Below are 18,104 nucleotides of genomic sequence, written 5' to 3'. Positions count from 1 at the left end.
CCCGGCACATGGTTCCACAGGCACAAGCGACCGCTTAGTATGCGACCGACCGCGCAGTACGGACGACGGCTGGTGGAGGACCGCGATGCAGGCATGGCGAGTGCACGAGAACGGCGAGCCGGGCGAGGTGATGCAGCTCGACGAGGTGGAGGCGCCCACCCCCGGCGAGGGGCAGCTCCTCCTCAGGGTCCGCGCGGCCAACGTCAACTTCCCGGACGCCCTGCTCTGCCGGGGCCAGTACCAGGTGCGGCCCCCGCTCCCCTTCACCCCCGGGGTGGAGATCTGCGGAGAGACCGAGGACGGCCGGCGGGTCATCGCGACCCCCGCCCTGCCGTACGGCGGCTTCGCCGACTACGCGGTGGCGGACGCGGCGGCGCTGCTGCCCGCCCCCGAGGCCCTCGACGACGCCGAGGCGGCCGCCCTCCACATCGGCTACCAGACCGGCTGGTTCGGTCTGCACCGCCGCGCCGCCCTCAAGGAGGGCGAGACCCTGCTCGTCCACGCCGCGGCGGGCGGCGTCGGCAGCGCGGCCGTCCAGCTCGGCAAGGCGGCCGGCGCCACCGTCATCGGCGTCGTCGGCGGGGCGGAGAAGGCCGAGGTCGCCCGGGCGCTCGGCTGCGACGTCGTCGTCGACCGGCGCTCCGAGGACGTCATCGCCGCCGTCAAGGAGGCCACCGGAGGCCGCGGCGCCGACGTGATCTACGACCCCGTGGGCGGCGAGGCCTACACCCAGTCCACGAAGGTCGTCGCCTTCGAGGGCCGCATCGTGGTGGTCGGCTTCGCCAGCGGGGTCATCCCCTCGGCCGCCCTCAACCACGCCCTGGTCAAGAACTACTCGGTCGTCGGGCTCCACTGGGGCCTGTACAACCTCAAGGACCCGGCCGCCGTCCTGCGCTGCCACGAGACGCTCACCGCGTACGCCGCCAAGGGCTTGATCAAGCCCCTGGTCAGCGAGCGCGTGCCGTTCACCGGCGCGGCGGACGCCGTGCAGCGCGTGAGCGAGGGCGTCACCACCGGCCGTCTCGTCGTCGTCCCGGAAGGAGCCGCCGCATGACCGCCGCCACCCCGGACGCAGCCGAACTGCGCGCCCGTACGCAGCGGTTGCTCGCCGAGCACCCGCCCGCGACCACCGACTTCCTGCGCGCCCGCTTCGACGCCGGACTCGCCTGGGTGCACTACCCAGTCGGCCTCGGCGGCCTCGACGCCCCGCGCTCCCTGCAGGCCGTCGTCGACGCCGAACTCGCCGCCGCGGACGCCCCCGACAACGATCCGCGCCGGATCGGCATCGGCCTCGGCATGGCGGCGCCGACCCTCCTCGCGTACGGCTCCGACGAGGTAAGGCAGCGCTTCCTCCGGCCGCTGTGGGTCGGCGAGGAGGTGTGGTGCCAGCTCTTCAGCGAGCCGGGCGCCGGCTCCGACCTCGCCGCGCTCGGCACCCGCGCCGTCCGCGACGAGGCCACCGGCGACTGGATCGTCAACGGCCAGAAGGTGTGGACCTCCAGCGCCCATGTCGCCCGCTGGGCCATCCTCATCGCCCGCACCGACCCCGACCTCCCCAAGCACCGGGGCATCACGTACTTCGTCTGCGACATGAGCGACCCGGGCGTCGAGGTCCGGCCGCTCCGCCAGATCACCGGCGAGGCCGAGTTCAACGAGGTCTTCCTCACCGACGTCCGCATCCCCGACGCGCACCGGCTCGGCGAGCCCGGCGACGGCTGGCGCGTCGCCCAGACCACGCTGATGAACGAGCGGGTCTCGATCGGCGGAGCCCGTATCCCCCGTGAGGGCGGCATGATCGGGCCGGTCTCCGCGACCTGGCGCGAACGCCCCGAGCTGCGCACCCACGACCTCCACCGGCGGCTGCTCGACCTCTGGGTGGACTCCGAAGTGGCCCGGCTCACCGGAGAACGGCTGCGCCAGCAGCTCGTCGCCGGCCAGCCGGGACCCGAGGGCAGCGCGATGAAGCTCGGCTTCGCCCGCCTCAACCAGGCCGTCAGCGGTCTGGAGGTCGAACTGCTCGGCGAGGAAGGGCTGTTGTACGGGGACTGGACCATGCGCCGCCCCGAGCTGGTCGACTTCACCGGCCGTGACGCCGGCTACCGCTACCTGCGCTCCAAGGGCAACTCGATCGAGGGCGGAACGACCGAGGTCCTGCTCAACATCGTCGCCGAACGCGTCCTCGGCCTGCCCGCCGAGCCCCGCAACGACAAGGACGTCGCCTGGAAGGACCTCGCGCGATGACTGACCTCCTCTACTCCGAGACCGAGGACGACCTGCGGGCGGCGGTACGCTCCCTGCTCACCGACCGGGCCGGCCCGAGCGTGCTGCTCGGCCGGATCGAGACCGGCGACCCGTACGTCCCCGGCCTCTGGAAGTCCCTCGCCGGCGAGATCGGCGCGGCCGGGCTGCTCGTCCCCGAGAAGCTGGGCGGCCAGGGCGCGAGCCACCGCGAGGCGGCCGTCGTCCTGGAGGAGCTGGGGCGCGCGGTGACCCCGGCGCCGTACCTCACCAGCGCCGTCGTCGCGACCGAGACCCTGCTCGCCCTGGACACCGGGAGCACCCCGGTGGCCGAGCTGCTCGCCGGGCTGGCCTCCGGGCGCAGGATCGCGGTGCTCGCGCTGCCGCTGTCCACCGCGCCCGACGCGGGGCCGCTCCCCACCGGGACGGTGAACGGTGTCGCCGATGCCGCCCTGGCCGACGTCTTCCTCGTCCCGCGGGCCGACGGCCTCCACGCGGTCGCGGCGGACGCCGCCGGCGTGGAGCCGCAGACCCCGCTCGACCTGACCCGGCCCCTCGCCAGGGTGACCACGGCCGGCGCGGGCGGCGTCCGGCTCGCCGACGCGGAGACCTCCGCGGCGGCGGTACGGCGCGGCCTGCTCGCGGGCGCCGGCCTGCTCGCCTCCGAGCAGCTCGGGCTCGCCGAGTGGTGTCTGGAGGAGACCGTCCGCCACACCCGCACCCGCTACCAGTTCAACCGGCCCGTCGGCTCCTTCCAGGCGCTCAAGCACCGGATGGCACAGCTCTGGCTGGAGGTGGTGAACGCCCGGGCGGCGGCCCGCGCCGCCGCCGACGCGCTCGCCACCGGCAGCCCCGACGCGCCCCTGACCGTCGCCGTCGCCCAGGCGTACTGCGCGAAGGTCGCCGTCCACGCGGCGGAGGAGTGCGTCCAGCTCCACGGCGGCATCGGCATGACGTGGGAACACCCGGCGCACCTGGCGCTGAAGCGGGCCAAGTCGGACCAGATCGCCCTGGGTTCGACGGGGCGTCACCAGGACACGATCGCCGCCCTGGTCGGTCTCCCCGCGCCCGCCTGACGGGCGACGGCGAGGGCTGCGGCCCTCTGCGATCCACCGCACGCGGCCGGGGCCGCCCCTCCCGAGGGGCGGCCCCGGCCGCACCGTCGCGAGTCCGTCATGAGCCCGCCGGCCCGCTGGCCCGCTGGCCCGCCGGCCCGCTGGCCCGCTGGCCCGCCGGCCCGTCGGCCGGGCGTCTGTGATCGCCCCGGCGTCCCCGGGGGAAGTTCCACGATTTCGCGCGGAGGGCGTATACCGCCGTGGCCACCGGGCAACCGGGCGCCATGGATACGACAACGACGCCGGCCCCCGGGGCCGGAGAGCACGGTGCCGGAAGAAGCGGCGCCGAGACGGGCGTGACCGGAGCGAGCACGGCCGAGGAGCGGGGCGCCGGACGCCGGGAGACCGAGGACGAGCGGGCGGACCGCCGCTGGCAGGAACTCATCCAGGAGATACGCGTCGCTCAGACGGGCGTCCAGATCCTGCTCGGCTTCCTGCTCACGGTCGTCTTCACCCCGCACTTCCAGTCCCTGGACACGACGGACAGGACGATCTACCTCGTCACGGTGGTCCTCGGCTCCCTCGCCACCGGGGCGCTGATCGGACCGGTTGCCTTCCACCGCATCGTCTCCGGCAAGCGCATCAAGCCCGAGGGCGTCCTGTGGGCCTCCCGGCTCACCTTCACCGGGCTGGTGCTCCTCCTCGTCACACTCGCGTCGGCGCTCTTCCTGATACTGCGCGTCGCCACGCACGACAGCCACGTGCCGTGGATCGTCTCGGGAGTCTGCGCCTGGTACGTGCTCTGCTGGTTCGTCCTCCCCTTCTGGGCGCGCGTCCGCTACGCCACCGGCTCCGACGACTGAGCGCCCCGGACCGGCCCGCAGCCCGCCCGCCCCACGGCCACTCTCGACCGAAGGACCCCACGTGACCCTCCTGGAACGAGGACAGAGACCCGCCCCCGCGCCCGCCGCCGTCCGTGTCCAGCGCCTGCGCCGGCGCCTGGAACGGCTCATCGGCATCGCGGCGACGGAAGGGAACCAGCTCGTCGCCCTGCGCAACGGGGACGAGATCTTCCCCGCGATGCTCGAAGCCATCGAGGCCGCGGAGCACACGATCGACATGATGACGTTCGTGTACTGGCGCGGACAGATCGCCCGTGACTTCGCCGGGGCCCTCGCCCGGCGGGCCCGGGACGGGGTGCGGGTCCGGCTGCTCCTGGACGGCTTCGGAGCCAGCCGGATCGAGCCGGAACTCCTCGACGCCATGAACGCCGCCGGCGTACAGGTGGCCTGGTTCCGCAAGCCCCTCTGGCTCTCGCCGCTCAAGCAGAATCACCGCTGCCACCGCAAGGCGCTGATCGTCGACGAGGGCACCGCGTTCACCGGTGGTGTCGGCATCGCCGAGGAGTGGTGCGGCGACGCCCGTGACCCCTCGGAGTGGCGGGACACCCATGTGCGGGTCCAGGGCCCCGCGGTCGACGGGATCGCCGCCGCCTTCGCCCAGAACTGGGCCGAGTGCCACGACGAGTTGTACGACGCGCGGGACCGCTTCGTCGAGCACGACCAGCCGGGCGACAGCATCGTCCAGGTCGTCCGGGGTTCGGCGAGCTTCGGCTGGCAGGACATGCAGACCCTGATCCGGGTCATGCTCACCTCCGCCGAGCACCGCTTCCGCCTCGCCACCGCCTACTTCGCCCCCGACACGTACTTCGTCGACCTGCTGTGCGCGACCGCGCGGCGCGGCGTGACCGTGGAGATCCTGCTGCCCGGCCCGCACACGGACCAGCGTGCCTGCCGGCTCGCCGGGCAGTTCCACTACGCACGGCTGCTGGAAGCGGGCGTGTCGATCCGCCAGTTCCAGCCGACGATGATGCACGCGAAGGTCATGACGGTCGACGGGGTCGCGGGGCTGATCGGCTCGACGAACTTCAACCGCCGGTCCATGAGCCACGACGAGGAAGTCATGCTCGCCGTCCTGGACGAGGCCTTCACCGCGGGACTCGACGAGGACTTCGACGCCGACCTGCGGCGCAGCGCCGCCGTCGACCCGGCCCGGTGGCGGCGCCGGGCCGCGCTCCAGCGCGTCGCCGAGGCGGCCGTCCTGCCCATTCGCCGCTTCCTCTGACACGTGCCCCTCGCCCCGGCCGGGACCGGCCCGTGCCGGGGCGAGGGGGAGGCACGCCCCCCACCATGCTGTTTAATTGCGAGTCGTTCGCAACAACAGTTGATCTTCAAGAGGGGTGTGGGCACGATGACCGCCCGATCCATACGCGGCCTGGCCGCCGCGACGCTCGCCGGCTCCCTGGCCCTCGCCGCCGCGGCCTGCTCGAACCCGGGCGGGACCGGCGGCGCCTCCGGCGGTCCGAAGGACTCCGCGGTCGTCGGCATCGCCTACGAGCCCGAGACCCTCAGCCCCCTCCTCGGCTACGGCAAGGACGGCAACTCCAAGATCTTCGACGGGCTCCTCGCCTTCGACGCCGACATGCGGCTGAAGCCGGCGCTCGCCGCAGCGCTGCCCGAGGTCGGCCAGGATGGGCTGACCTACACGTACAAGCTCCGCAAGGGCGTGACCTTCAGCGACGGCGCCCCCTTCACCGCGAAGGACGTCGTCTTCACGTACCGCACGGTCCTCGACCCGAAGACGAACAACCCCTCCCGCACCGAACTCGACGCCCTCAAGAGCATCGAGGCGGTCGGCGACGACACCGTCGTCTTCCGGCTCGCCTACCCCTACGCGCCCTTCGCCGAGCGCACGGTCCTCGCCATCGCCCCCGAGCACGTCGCCGGGAAGCAGGACGTCAACACCGGCGCCTTCACCACCCGGCCCATCGGCACCGGCCCGTACGTCCTGACCGACTGGTCCAAGGGCGAGAAGCTCAGCTTCAAGGCCAACCCCACCTACTGGGGAGGCGCGCCCGAGGTGAAGAAGTTCACCATGGCGATCATCAAGGACGACGACGTCCGCGCCACCCGGCTCCGGGCCGGAGACCTCGACGGCGCCATCCTGCCGCCCAACCTCGCCGCCGGCTTCAAGGGCGACAAGGCCAGGAAGACGTACGCCGCGAAGACGTACGACTACCGCACCGTCACGCTCCCCACCCACAACGAGGTCACCGGGGACACCGCCGTGCGCCGCGCCCTCGACGTCGCCGTCGACCGGCAGGCCATGGTCGACAAGATCCTCGAAGGCGCCGGCAAGCCCGCCTACGGCCCCGTCCCCACCGACAGCGAGTGGTTCGCCAAGGGCACCGAGCGCCGGCACGACCTCGACGCCGCCAAGAAAGTCCTCGACGAGGCCGGCTGGAAGCCCGGCGCCGACGGCGTCCGCGTGAAGGACGGCGTACGGGCCGAGTTCCCGCTCTGGTACCTCTCCGGCGACAAGCTCCGTCAGGACCACGCCCTCGCCTACGCCTCCGACGCCAAGAAGGCCGGTATCGCCGTCAAGACCCAGGGCGGCACCTGGGAGGTCATCGAACCCCGGATGAAGACCGACGCGGTCCTCGCCGGCGGCGGCTCGCCCGGCGACCCCGACTTCGACCAGTACCTCCTCCTCACCTCCCGCCTCGCGGGCGACGGCTTCAACAACATGGCCTGGTACGACAACGAGGCCGTCGACAAGGCCCTGGAGGACGGCCGCCGCACGAACGACACCGTCAAGCGGCGTGCCGCCTACTCCGTCGTCCAGCGCGAACTGGTGAAGAACCCCGGCTACACCTTCCTCACCCACATCGACCACCTGTACGTCGTGAACGACGACTGGGACGGCCTGACCACCCAGACCGAGCCCCACGACCACGGTCTGGCCTCCGGCCCCTGGTGGAACGTCGAGGCCTGGAAGCCCAAGGGCGGCGCGGAGAAGGCCGAACGGTGAGCCGACGCCTCCCGTGGGGGGCCATGGCCCGGATGACGGGACGGCGGGCTTTGTTCGCCGTCCCCGTCCTCCTCGCCGTCACTTTCGCGGTCTTCGCCGTCGCCGCGGCCTCCCCCTTCGACCCCGTCAAGGCGTACGCCGGCACCGCCGGACTCACCGCCTCGCAGCAGAACCTCGACCAGCTCCGCGCCAACCTCGGCGTCGACCGGCCCCTCACCACCCGCTGGTGGGAGTGGCTGACCGCCGCGCTCCACGGCGACCTCGGCGACTCCAGCGTCATGCGGCAGCCCGTCGCCGACGTCATCACCGAGCGCGTGGGCTGGTCCGTGCTCCTCGCCGCCACCGCCTTCCTCCTCGCCATCGTGCTCGGCACGGTCCTCGGCGTCCTCGCCGGGCGCCGGCGCGGCGGGCTGCTCGACCGGGCCGTCAGCTCGGCCGCGTACACCCTGGAAGCCGCCCCGGCCTTCTGGCTCGGACTGCTCGCCATCTGGTTCTTCGCCCTAAGGCTCGGCGCCCTGCCCGCCGGCGGACTCACCGACACGGCGAGCGACACCGTCACCGCCGACCAGGTCGCCACCCACCTCGTGCTGCCCGCCCTGGTCCTCGGCGTCTCCCAACTGCCCTGTTTCTTCCTGTACGTCCGGCAGGGCGTCGCGGACGCGCTGGAGGAGGACCCCGTACGCGGCGCACGCGCGCGCGGACTGCGGGACCGAACCGTCCTGCTCGGCCACGCCCTGCGCTCCGGCATGCTCCCGATGCTCACCCTCGTCGGCTCCCGGGTCCCCGAACTCATCACGGGGGCCCTGCTCGTGGAGACCGTGTTCAGCTGGCCCGGGATCGCCGCCGCGACCGTCCAGGCAGCCACCTCCGTCGACTTCCCGCTGCTGGCCGCGCTCACCGTGCTCGCCACCGCCGCCGTCCTCCTCGGCAACCTCCTCTCCGACCTGCTCTACGGACTCGCCGACCCGAGGGTGGGCTTCGATGGCTGATCCCCGCACCCGCCGGCTGCGCCTGTGGTCCTCCGCCGGGATCGTCGGCGCGGTCCTCTGCGCCGTCCTCCTCGTCCCGCCGCTCGTCCAGCTCGACGAGCAGGCCGTCGACCTGTCCCTGAAACTCCTGCCGCCGTCCCCGGAACACCCCTTCGGCACCGACGACGTCGGCCGCGACCTGCTGCTGCGCTGCGTCTACGGACTGCGGATCTCGCTCCTCGTCGGCCTGGTCGCCGCGCTCGTCGCCACCGTCATCGGCACGGCCGTCGGCGCCGCGGCCGCCTCCCTCGGCGGCTGGACCGACCGGCTCGTGATGCGGATCGTCGACGCCTTCTCCTCCGTACCGCACCTGCTGCTCGGCATCTTCATCGTGGCCATGTTCCGGCCGGGAGTGTGGCCGGTGATCGTCTCCGTCGCGCTCACCCACTGGCTGTCGACCGCCCGGATCGTCCGCTCCGAGGTCCTCTCGCTCCGCTCGCGTCCCTACGTCGACGCGGCGATCTCCGGCGGCGCGTCGCGCTGGCGGGTGACCGTACGCCACCTGCTGCCCGCCGTCCTGCCGCAGGCCGGACTCGCCGCCGTCCTGATGGTGCCGCACGCCATGTGGCACGAGTCCGCGCTCTCCTTCCTCGGCCTCGGGCTGCCCAGCCACCAGGCCAGCCTCGGCAACCTCGTCCAGTCCGCGCGCTCCTCGCTCCTCGCCGGCGACTGGTGGCCGACACTCTTCCCCGGCCTGCTGCTCATCGTGCCGACCCTGGCCATCGCCGGGCTCGCCGGAGTGTGGCGGGACCGCCTCAACCCGCGCCGCCGATCGGAGCTGATGCTGTGAACCCGCGCGTCGCACGAGCCCTGGAGGCCGCCACCGCCGGGGGTCCCCCCGCCGCGGGCAGGGGGCGCGCCGACGAGGCCGTCCTCAGCGTGCGCGGGCTCTCCGTCCGCTTCTGGATGCGCGGCGGACAACACGTCGCCGCCGTCACCGACGCCGACTTCGACCTGGCGGCGGGGGAGTGCCTCGCCCTCGTCGGCGAGAGCGGCTGCGGCAAGTCCGTCCTCGCCTCCGCGCTCCTCGGGCTGCTGCCCGGGAACGCCGAGACCTCCGGAGCGGCGCTGCTCGACGGCGTCGACCTGCTCGCCGCCGACGAGCGGACCCTGGCCCGTACGGTACGGGGACGGCGCATCGGTCTGGTACCGCAGAGCCCCGCCGCCCACCTCACCCCCGTGCGGACCGTGCGCGCCCAGCTGGAGGAGACCGTCCGCGAGCTGACCGGCGCCCCGCGGCGGCAGCGGCGCGCCGCCGCCGAGGCGGCGGCCGAACGGGCCGCGTTCCCGGCCGGACACCTCGACCGGTACCCGCACGAACTGTCCGGAGGCCTCGCGCAGCGCGCCGCGACCGCGCTCGCCCTCATCGGCGACGCTCCGCTCCTCCTCGCCGACGAACCGACCACGGGCCTCGACCGCGACCTCGTCGAGCGGACGGTCGACGAACTGCGCCGTCACGCCGACGAGGGCCGGGCGCTGCTGCTGATCACACACGACCTGGCGGCGGCGGAACGCATCGCCGACCGGGTGGCCGTGATGTACGCGGGCCGGATCGTCGAGACGACGGCGGCCCACCGCTTCTTCGGACGGCCCGGCCCCCGCCACCCCTACGCCCGGGGCCTCCTGAACGCCCTGCCCGACCGCGCGTTCACCCCGATCCCGGGCATGCCCCCCGAGTTGACCGCCCTGCCGCCGGGCTGCGCGTTCGCCCCGCGCTGCGAGCGGGCGACACCGGCCTGCGACACGTTCCCGCAACCGCTCGCGGGCGTGGCCTGTCACCACCCGACGGGGCAGCCGGCCGACCTGCCAGGAGTGCCCCGTGCTTGAACTCGACGCCCTCACCGCCGGCTACGACCGGCGTACGCCCGTCTTCGTCGACACCTCGCTCGCCATCGCGCCGGGCGAGTCGGTCGGCCTCCTCGGGCCCAGCGGCTGCGGCAAGTCCACGCTCGCCCGGGTCGCCGCGCTGCTGCACCGGCCGGACGCCGGGAGTGTCACCGTCGACGGCGAGCGGGTACGGGGCTGGCGGCACAGCGCGCCGCGCGCTCTGCGGACCTCGGTCGGCGTGGTGTTCCAGCAGCCCCGGATGTCGGCCGATCCGCGTCTGCGGCTGGGCGATCTGATCGTCGAACCCCTCCGGGCCGGTGGCCGCCGCGCCGAGGCCCCCGAGCGGCTCGCCCGGCTCGCCCCCGCCGTCGGGCTCACCGAGGACCTGCTCGCCCGCCGTCCGCACGAGGTCAGCGACGGACAGCTGCAACGGGCCTGTCTTGCACGGGCGTTGGTGCTGCGCCCGCGCTGGCTCGTCTGCGACGAGATGACCGCCATGCTCGACGCCTCGACGACGGCGGCGCTGGTCGCGGCGGTGGAGGCGTACCGCGCCGAATCGGGCGCCGGTCTGCTCGCCGTCGGACACGACCGCGTCCTGCTGAACCGCTGGTGCGACCGGACCGTCGAGTGGTCCGACTGCGCGGGTGGCGGCGGCGGGGGTTGCGGCGGCGGGGGTACAGGAGCCGATGCCGGGGCCGCGTCGAAGGCGCGCTAGCCGGAACCGGTTCTCCGCCCCGCCGGTACGCCGCCCCCGGAGCGCAGGGCGAACCTCCGGCGACCGGGCGGCATCGTGTCGGCCAACTCTTCTCCGGGCACGGTCTGTTGGGGAAGGCGCCCGCACATACTCGTGCGAGTCCCTCGTCCCGACGTCCCCGGAGTCGTCCCATGGCGCCCCTGTCCCGCCGTACCGCCGTCGCCGCCCTGGCCGCCGCCGCTGCCTCGGCCGCGCTGCCCGGCACCGCCCTCGCCGCCCACCGGGTGCGCCCCCTGCCGCTCGCGCACGCGCACAACGACTACCTCCACACGCGGCCCCTCCACGACGCCCTCGACCACGGGTTCACCAGCGTCGAGGCCGATGTCTTCCTCGTCGACGGGGAGTTGCTGGTCGCCCACGAGCCCGCCGGGCTCGACCCGAGCCGTACCCTCCGCTCCCTCTATCTCGACCCGCTCCTCGCCCGGGTCCGAGCCCACCACGGCTCCGTGTACTCCGGTCACCGCCGTCCCGTGCAGCTCCTCATCGACATCAAGGCCGACGGCGTCGCCGCCTACCGGGAACTCGACCGCCAACTCCGCCCGTACCGGCGGATGCTGTCCACCGTCACCGCCGGCCGCGTCCACCTCGGTGCCGTCACCCCCGTCGTCTCCGGCGACCGCGCCGCCCGCGGCCCCATGGAGGCCCAGCGCGTCCGCCATGCCTTCTACGACGGCCGGCTGGACGACCTCGCGGCGCAGACCCCCGCGCCCGCCTCCTTCATCCCGCTCGTCAGCTCCAACTGGACCCAGTCCTTCGACTGGCGCGGCGAAGGACCCTTCCCCGCCGCCGAGCGGACCCGGCTGGCCTCGATCGTCGGGACCGCCCACACGCGCGGCCAGCGGGTCCGCTTCTGGGCCACCCCCGACCAGGCCGGACCCGCCCGCGACGCCCTCTGGAGCGAGCTGCGCGCCGCCGGTGTCGACCACATCAACACCGACGACCTCGCCGGGCTCCGGGACTTCCTGAACCGCTGACGGCGAATCTCACCCGTTCGGCCGACATGCCGTACGGCCGGACGGCGCTCCCACTGCGCCACACTGGCCGCCGAACGCCGCGATTCCGGCGCGGCGCAAGGAGGGTGTGGGCGATGGCCGTGTCCGTTTCTGTCGTACTGCTGCTGCTCGTCCTTGCGGTGATCTTCCTCCGCAACGGTGGCCTCAAGTTCTCGCACGCGCTGGTCTGCGCCCTGCTCGGCTTCTTCCTCGCGGGCACGAGCATGGCGCCGACCATCCAGAACGGCGTCGCCGCCACCGCCAACGTCGTCAGCAGCCTCAAGCCCTGAGCCACCCGCGCCGTAACGTTTCACGGCCGTGAAGTGGTCATGAAACCAGCGGCAGTTCCATGTACATCTCACGCACTCGGGCCTAACGTCGGCCGCCGGCGCGACCGACGTAAGCACCCGAGGAGCCGCATGTGACCACCCATCCCGGACGAGCCCGCGCGCTCGCCCTGATCGCCGCGGTGAGCGCCGTCGCGCTCGCGTTCGCCACCCCCGTCGCCCTCGCCGACGAGATACCCCTGGCCCCGGGTCACCGCCTCGTCGAGCACTACGACGGCGCCCCCGCGGCCGCCCGGCCCGTCCCGGGCGACGCGCCCGCCCAGCACCCCCATCTCGCGCCCAACGGGCGCAGCGGAATGCACGCCGACGGCGCCGGCAGCGGCACGCACCCCTTCTCCGGCCCGCTCGGGCGCGATCCGAAGGTCTCCAGCGAGAAGATCGCCGCCGTCGGCGGCGAGTGCGCCACGGTGACCTTCGACTCCGGCGGCCGTCTGCTCACGGTCTGCGGGACGTTCTCGGGGTTCCTGCTCAAGCTGCTCGACCCCCGCACCCTGAACACCCTCGCCGAGTACAAGCTGCCGCAGCGTTCCTCCACCGTCGAGGCCATCACCCGGCTCGACTTCGAGAAGATCTTCAAGGACACCTCCGGCGGCGCCTACTTCTACCTCGACGACCGGGACCGGGTCGTCCTCGCCGACTCCCGCCAGCACGTCCTGCGCATCGCGCACCGTCAGAAGTCCGACGGAGCATGGGAGTTCGTCGTCGAGGACGACTGGGACCTCACTCCGCTCGTCCCGCACGACTGCGTCAGCTGGACCAATCTCTTCCCGAGCGGCGTCTGCGACCCCGTCACCTCCGTCATGCCCGACTGGGACGGCCGGATCTGGTGGGTGACGCGGCTCGGCCGGGTCGGCACCGTCGACCCCGCCACCGGGACGCTCCGCTCGATCCGCCTGAGCGGCGAGGAGATCCAGAACTCGTTCTCCGTCGCCGAGGACGGCGTCTCCATCGTCTCCGACCATGCCCTCTACAGCTTCCGCGCCGACGCCGACGGCACCCCGCGGGTCCAGTGGCGCCAGACGTACGACCGGGGGACCGGCACCAAGCCCGGTTCGGTGAACCAGGGTTCGGGGACCACGCCCGATCTCTTCGGCGACGGGGGACCCGCCGGGCCGTACGTGGCGATCACCGACAACGCCGACGACCGGATGAACGTCCTCGTCTACCGCCGCGGTGTCGACGTCCCCGCCGAGCAGCGCCTGGTCTGCAAGGTCCCGGTCTTCGGCTCCGGGGCCTCCACCACGGACAACTCCCTGATCAGCTGGGGCAACAGCCTGGTCGTGGAGAACAACTACGGCTACGAGAACCCGACCACGCTGACCTTCGGGCGCAGTGTGGTCGGCGGCGCCGCCCGGATCGACGTCCGCCCCGACGGCAGCGGCTGCGACACCGTCTGGGAGAGCGATGTGCGCTCGCCCTCCACCGTCCCCAAGCTCTCCACCGCCAACGGTCTGCTCTACTTCTACGAGAAGCGGCCGAACCCGCTCGGCGTGGACGCCTGGTATCTGACGGCCGTCGACTTCCGCACCGGGAAGCGCGCCTGGCAGCGGCTGACCGGCACGGGTCCGGCGTACGACAACAACTGGGCACCGATCACCATCGGTCCCGACGGAACCGCCTACGTCGGCGTCTTCAACGGGATCGTGGCCGTCCGCGACGGCGGCTGAGCGGGCACACGGGTGCCCGGGGCCGTCCGTACGGCCCCGGGCACCGTCCCCTCACTCGCGCGGCTGCCGTGCGCTCAGACCATCTCGGGCACGTCGCCCACGGTGGTCCTGGTGTCGATCACGGCGAACGCCGCGCCCTGCGGGTCGACGATCGCCGCGAAGCGGCCGAAGGGGCTGTCCATCGGCCCGAAGACCTTCTGACCGCCGAGCTTCACGGCCCGGTCGACCGCCTGGTCGCAGTTGTCGACGGCGAAGTAGATCTGGATGTACGACGGGACCTCGGCCGGGAAGTCCTCCGGCGTCATCGTCATCCGCCCCAGGGCCGGCATCTCGCCGCCGAGGTCGAAGACCTTGTAGTCCATGTGCTCGTCGGCCATCTTCTTGGCGTTGTAGCCGAAGACCGACGTCAGGAACTCGTCCGACTTCGCCGGCTCCCGCGTGAAGACCTCGGCCCAGGCGTAGGAGCCGGTCTCGCCCTCCAGCTCGAAGCCCTCGTGGGCGCCGGGCTGCCAGATGCCGAAGACGATGCCGGCCGGGTCCTGCGCCAGGCACATCGACCCGAAGTCGCCGACGGCCATCGGCTCCATGAGGATCGTGCCGCCGCTGCTCTTGATCTTCTCGGCCGTCGCGGCGGCATCGGGCGAGGCGAAGTACAGACACCAGGTCGACTGCTCGGAGCTGTCCTGGCCCGGCATCGGCGGGACGACGGCCGCGACCGCCTTCCCGTCGCGGTACGCCTGGGTGTAGTTGCCGAACTCCGAGGACGATTCGCCGAAGGTCCAGCCCAGCACCTCGCCGTAGAACGTCTTGGCGCCCTCGACGTCGTTGAACATCGCGTCGGCCCAGCAGGGTGTGCCTTCAGGTCGTGCGGCCATGACTCTGACTCTCTTCCGATCGATGGGGCTCGCCGGTGGTTGCCGAGTCCCACGCTAGTCAGGGCGGGCGCGCCCCGCTCGGTGACGGACCGTGTCCGTGCCGGGGTCAGCGGCGGGAGAAGATCCCCACGGCGTTCGGTACCGGCCGCTCGACACCCCCGGAGGGATGGTTGCGTACCGTGACGGACGCGGCGCCCGGGTCCCGGGTCACCAGAGTGGACGAACCGCCGCCGTCGAGGCTGAAACCGTCCTCCGCCCCCACCTGGTCGAGGAGCGCCGCCACCTCCGCCACCGTGAGTCCGGTGCGGAAGGCGGGAGCGCCGTCCAGCGCGAGGAGCAGCAGCCGGCGTCCGCCGTCCGCGACGCCCGCCGCGGAGCGGACGGCGGCGGTGCGCGGGTCGAGGCCGGGCAGTGGTGCGCCCGCCCGCAGGACCGGATGTCCGCCCACCGCGAAGACGTAGGGGACACGGGAGCCCTCCGCGACCATCCGGTGCCGTAGCCGCACCCGGTCGCCGAGGGCCAGTCCCCGCAGCGCCCGCGCGCCCGCCTCCCGCCCCACGAGGACCTCGCTGCCCTCGGCGATCGGGCCGCGCCCCGGCGTGTCGGCCGTCGCGACGACCCGCCCGTCGCGCACCGTCACCTCGTACGTCTCCGAGGAGCACGGCGCCGCGCGGTCGGTGTCCGTGCCGCAGGTGGCGCGGACGCGTGAGGCCTCGCCCCAGCCGGAGGTGAACGCCCCGACGGAGCCGACGGGCAGCGCGTACTGGTCGAGGCCGCCCAGCGGCAGCCGGCCGTCGGGCGTGGACACCGTGCCGTCCAGGGTGAGGCGCCCGAGGCGGGCGCGACGGTCGACGCCCACGCCCAGGACCTCACGCGTGTCGGTGCCCGGCGGCAGCGCCGGCCCGAAACGCTGGCCGGTCGGCACGGCCGCCTTCAGCGCGTGTCCGGTGGCGATCGCGGGGCCGACGGGGGCGCCGGTCGCCTCGACGCCCGGGTGCTGGGTCTCGGTGAGGTGGAAGAAGTCCCCGTTGACCCCGGCGACCGCGCCGCTCGCGTCGGCGAGCGCCGAGAGCGGGGCACGGGCGGCGACCGCCCCGGGGGTGAGGAGATCGACGGCGACCCTCGGGTCGCGCAGATCCACGGAGACCAGATGGACCCGGGCCGGACCCTTGAGGCCCGGCACGTCGAAGGCGCGGTAGGTGACGCCCGGCGCCACCGTCGTCCATGTGGCGTCGGCCGTACCCGGCGTGGCCCGGCCCAGCAGGGCGCAGCAGGCCAGCAGGAAGGCCGCAGCCGCGCGCGTGCGCGTCCCCGGACTCCGCATGATCCCCCCTGGCGGCTGGAGCCGTGTTTCGCGGGCGTCAGGAGATGTGACCAGGCGTCAGTGAGCGGAGTCGGACCGGGAGTCGACGAGCCGGGAACGGATGAGGAAACGGACGCCTTCCGGCGCCTCCAGGGAGAATCCGCTGCCCCGGCCCGGCACGACGTCCACGATCAGCCGGGTGTGGCTCCACAGCTCGAACTGCGCCTTCGACATCCAGAACGGGACCGGCTCCGCGACACCGGCGACATCGAGCGAGGCGAGCAGCACGTCCGCCGCGCCGGTGCGGAACTCCCCGTCGGGATAACACATGGGCGCACTGCCGTCGCAGCAGCCGCCCGACTGGTGGAACATCAGCGGACCGTGCGACTCGCGCAGCCGCCGCACCAGGTCGGCCGCGCCGGGTGTCAACTCCACGCGCGCTCCGGGTCGATCCATCTCCCGCCCCCTCTTCGTGCGTCCGCCGGGGCTCCAGCGAACACCGCCGGAGGTTGCGAGAGGGTTGCGTCCGCCGAAATCGTCCGCACCCCTAGGAACTGACGATCCGTCAGGTTACTCTCCCCGCATGATTCCGACCGTTGTCTGGGGAACCGGAAATGTCGGCCGCGCGGCCATACGGGCCGTCGACGCCCACCCTGCGCTGGCCCTCACCGCCGTCCTCGTCCACGACCCCGGCAAGGTCGGCCGTGACGCGGGCGCGCTCGCCGGACTCGACCGCTCCCTCGGGGTGGCGGCGACCGACGACGTCGACGCCGTGCTCGGCGCCCGCCCCCGCGCCGTGGTGTACGCCGCCTCCGGCGACATCAGGCCCGACGAGGCGCTCGCCGACGTCGTCAGGGCAGTCCGCGGCGGCGCGGTGGTGGTGACGCCGGCGCTCTACCCGCTCTACGACCAGCGCGGCGCCCCGCCGGAGTTCCGCGACCCGGTCCTCGCCGCCGTGGCGGAGGGCGGCGGTTCCCTCTTCGTCTCCGGCGTCGACCCCGGCTGGGGCAACGACGTCCTGCCCCTGCTGATCAGCGGCCTCGGCACCCTCGTGGACGTCGTCCGCTGCCAGGAGATCTTCGACTACTCCACGTACGAGCAGGAGGACTCGGTCCGCCATCTCATCGGCATGGGGCACCCCATGGAGTACGAACCGCTGATGCTCGCCCCCTCCATCCCGACCATGGTCTGGGGCGGCCAGATCCGGCTCATGGCGCGGGCCCTCGGCGTCGAACTCGACGAGATCCGCGAGACCATGGAGCGGCGCGCCCTCGACACCACCGTGACCACCCGCACGATGGGCGTCTTCGAGGCCGGCACCCAGGGCGCCGTACGGTTCGAGGTCCAGGGGATCGTCGGCGGCGAGCCCCGCATCGTCATCGAACACGTCACCCGCATCCACCCCTCCTGCGCCCCCGACTGGCCCACTCCGCCCGACGGCGCCGGCGCCCACCGGGTGGTCATCGAGGGCCGCCCGCGCATCGAGGTCACGGTCGAGGCCACCGACGAGGGCGAGAACCGCTCGGCGGGCGGCAACGCCACGGCCGTCGGCAGGCTCGTGAACGCCGTCGACTGGCTCGTGGACACGAAACCCGGACTCTACGACGCGCTCGACGTCCCGCTGCGCCCCGCGGTGGGCCGACTGGGAAGGAAACGGCCATGAGGATCGACGTCCCCGAGGGCAGGCACCCGATCGAGTACGTCTGGGGCGAGATCGTCCCGGAGATCGGTACCGCCGCAGCGAACTTCTCGCTCTCCGTCTACGCCCACACGACCCTGGGCCTGCGCGAGTTCGAGGCCGCGCGGCTGCGGATCGCGCAGGTCAACGGCTGTCTGTTCTGCCTGGACTGGAGGACCGACCGGGACGGCGAGAAGGTCGAGGAGTCGTTCGCCGAGGCGGTGACCCAGTGGCGCACCACCGATGCCTTCGACGACCGTACGCGGCTGGCCGCGGAGTACGCCGAGCGGTACGCCCTGGATCATCACGGTCTCGACGAGGACTTCTGGACTCGTATGACCGCTCACTACAGTCAGCCCGAGATCGTGGAGCTGACGATGAGCATCGGCTCCTGGCTGTCGTTCGGCCGGCTCAACCGGGTGCTGGGCCTGGACGCCGTGTGCGTGCTGCCCACCCAGTGAACCGGAGGC

18 protein-coding genes are annotated in these 18,104 nt (G+C 73.1%); 15 read left to right on the top strand and 3 right to left on the bottom strand.

Going from position 1 to position 18,104, the window contains the following annotated elements; all coding sequences use genetic code 11:
- Positions 1 to 85 precede the first annotated feature (85 nt).
- The 13 genes from ACFVGW_RS05670 (at position 86) to ACFVGW_RS05610 (ending at position 13,778) form a co-directional block, all read left to right on the top strand.
- Complete coding sequence (locus tag ACFVGW_RS05670; RefSeq protein ID WP_385850930.1) at positions 86 to 1,054, top strand: NADPH:quinone oxidoreductase family protein; 969 nt, start codon at positions 86 to 88, stop codon at positions 1,052 to 1,054.
- Positions 1,051 to 2,241, top strand: coding sequence for an acyl-CoA dehydrogenase family protein (locus ACFVGW_RS05665; RefSeq protein WP_385850929.1), 1,191 nt, complete (start codon positions 1,051 to 1,053; stop codon positions 2,239 to 2,241). The genes ACFVGW_RS05670 and ACFVGW_RS05665 overlap by 4 nt, the downstream gene beginning before the upstream one ends.
- A complete protein-coding gene (locus tag ACFVGW_RS05660; RefSeq protein ID WP_383307919.1) occupies positions 2,238 to 3,314 on the top strand; it encodes an acyl-CoA dehydrogenase family protein in 1,077 nt (358 codons plus the stop codon). The genes ACFVGW_RS05665 and ACFVGW_RS05660 overlap by 4 nt, the downstream gene beginning before the upstream one ends.
- A 335-nt stretch (positions 3,315 to 3,649) precedes the next feature.
- Positions 3,650 to 4,156, top strand: a complete 507-nt coding sequence (locus ACFVGW_RS05655; RefSeq protein ID WP_385850928.1) for a DUF6328 family protein — start codon at positions 3,650 to 3,652, stop codon at positions 4,154 to 4,156.
- 61 nt (positions 4,157 to 4,217) lie between these two features.
- Positions 4,218 to 5,417, top strand: coding sequence for a phosphatidylserine/phosphatidylglycerophosphate/cardiolipin synthase family protein (locus ACFVGW_RS05650; RefSeq protein ID WP_385850927.1), 1,200 nt, complete (start codon positions 4,218 to 4,220; stop codon positions 5,415 to 5,417).
- 126 nt (positions 5,418 to 5,543) lie between these two features.
- Complete coding sequence (locus ACFVGW_RS05645) at positions 5,544 to 7,163, top strand: ABC transporter substrate-binding protein (RefSeq protein WP_385850926.1); 1,620 nt, start codon at positions 5,544 to 5,546, stop codon at positions 7,161 to 7,163.
- Positions 7,160 to 8,152: an ABC transporter permease gene (locus ACFVGW_RS05640; protein WP_385850925.1), complete on the top strand. Its 993-nt coding sequence runs from the start codon at positions 7,160 to 7,162 to the stop codon at positions 8,150 to 8,152. The genes ACFVGW_RS05645 and ACFVGW_RS05640 overlap by 4 nt, the downstream gene beginning before the upstream one ends.
- The gene (locus tag ACFVGW_RS05635) at positions 8,145 to 8,981 is read left to right on the top strand and encodes an ABC transporter permease (protein WP_383220519.1); all 837 of its coding nucleotides are present in this window, start codon (positions 8,145 to 8,147) and stop codon (positions 8,979 to 8,981) included. Before ACFVGW_RS05640 ends, ACFVGW_RS05635 begins: the two co-directional genes overlap by 8 nt.
- Before the next feature lie 116 nt (positions 8,982 to 9,097).
- Entirely contained in the window at positions 9,098 to 10,018 is a 921-nt protein-coding gene (locus tag ACFVGW_RS05630) for an ABC transporter ATP-binding protein (RefSeq protein ID WP_385851017.1), read from the top strand.
- Complete coding sequence (locus tag ACFVGW_RS05625; protein WP_385850924.1) at positions 10,011 to 10,733, top strand: ABC transporter ATP-binding protein; 723 nt, start codon at positions 10,011 to 10,013, stop codon at positions 10,731 to 10,733. Before ACFVGW_RS05630 ends, ACFVGW_RS05625 begins: the two co-directional genes overlap by 8 nt.
- 170 nt (positions 10,734 to 10,903) lie before the next feature.
- Positions 10,904 to 11,746: a phosphatidylinositol-specific phospholipase C/glycerophosphodiester phosphodiesterase family protein gene (locus ACFVGW_RS05620; RefSeq protein ID WP_385850923.1), complete on the top strand. Its 843-nt coding sequence runs from the start codon at positions 10,904 to 10,906 to the stop codon at positions 11,744 to 11,746.
- Between the two features lie 113 nt (positions 11,747 to 11,859).
- On the top strand, positions 11,860 to 12,054 hold the full coding sequence (locus ACFVGW_RS05615; RefSeq protein ID WP_352190023.1) for a hypothetical protein: 195 nt from the start codon (positions 11,860 to 11,862) through the stop codon (positions 12,052 to 12,054).
- Between the two features lie 131 nt (positions 12,055 to 12,185).
- Positions 12,186 to 13,778 carry a hypothetical protein gene (locus ACFVGW_RS05610; protein ID WP_385850922.1) on the top strand — a complete coding sequence of 531 codons (1,593 nt, stop codon included), beginning with the start codon at positions 12,186 to 12,188 and terminating at the stop codon, positions 13,776 to 13,778.
- A gap of 74 nt (positions 13,779 to 13,852) precedes the next feature.
- Here ACFVGW_RS05610 and ACFVGW_RS05605 read toward each other — a convergent pair whose 3' ends face one another.
- The 3 genes from ACFVGW_RS05605 to ACFVGW_RS05595 form a co-directional block, all read right to left on the bottom strand.
- The gene (locus tag ACFVGW_RS05605) at positions 13,853 to 14,653 is read right to left on the bottom strand and encodes a VOC family protein (protein WP_383220523.1); all 801 of its coding nucleotides are present in this window, start codon (positions 14,651 to 14,653) and stop codon (positions 13,853 to 13,855) included.
- Positions 14,654 to 14,759: 106 nt separating this feature from the next.
- Positions 14,760 to 15,977: a phosphodiester glycosidase family protein gene (locus tag ACFVGW_RS05600; protein WP_385850921.1), complete on the bottom strand. Its 1,218-nt coding sequence runs from the start codon at positions 15,975 to 15,977 to the stop codon at positions 14,760 to 14,762.
- 57 nt (positions 15,978 to 16,034) lie between these two features.
- On the bottom strand, positions 16,035 to 16,412 hold the full coding sequence (locus ACFVGW_RS05595; RefSeq protein WP_352188961.1) for a DUF779 domain-containing protein: 378 nt from the start codon (positions 16,410 to 16,412) through the stop codon (positions 16,035 to 16,037).
- A gap of 127 nt (positions 16,413 to 16,539) precedes the next feature.
- Here ACFVGW_RS05595 and ACFVGW_RS05590 point away from each other — a divergent pair, with 127 nt between their 5' ends.
- Together ACFVGW_RS05590 and ACFVGW_RS05585 are read left to right on the top strand one after the other, a co-directional pair.
- Positions 16,540 to 17,619, top strand: coding sequence for a dihydrodipicolinate reductase (locus tag ACFVGW_RS05590; RefSeq protein WP_383220526.1), 1,080 nt, complete (start codon positions 16,540 to 16,542; stop codon positions 17,617 to 17,619).
- On the top strand, positions 17,616 to 18,095 hold the full coding sequence (locus ACFVGW_RS05585; RefSeq protein ID WP_361675909.1) for a carboxymuconolactone decarboxylase family protein: 480 nt from the start codon (positions 17,616 to 17,618) through the stop codon (positions 18,093 to 18,095). The genes ACFVGW_RS05590 and ACFVGW_RS05585 overlap by 4 nt, the downstream gene beginning before the upstream one ends.
- The last annotated feature ends 9 nt before the right edge of the window (positions 18,096 to 18,104 follow it).

The sequence above is a fragment of the Streptomyces sp. NPDC127129 genome, assembly GCF_042671585.1.
Taxonomy (GTDB): Bacteria; Actinomycetota; Actinomycetes; order Streptomycetales; family Streptomycetaceae; genus Streptomyces.
The sequence above is the reverse complement of the archived record's forward strand: the minus strand, read 5'-3'. Positions and strand labels throughout refer to the sequence as shown.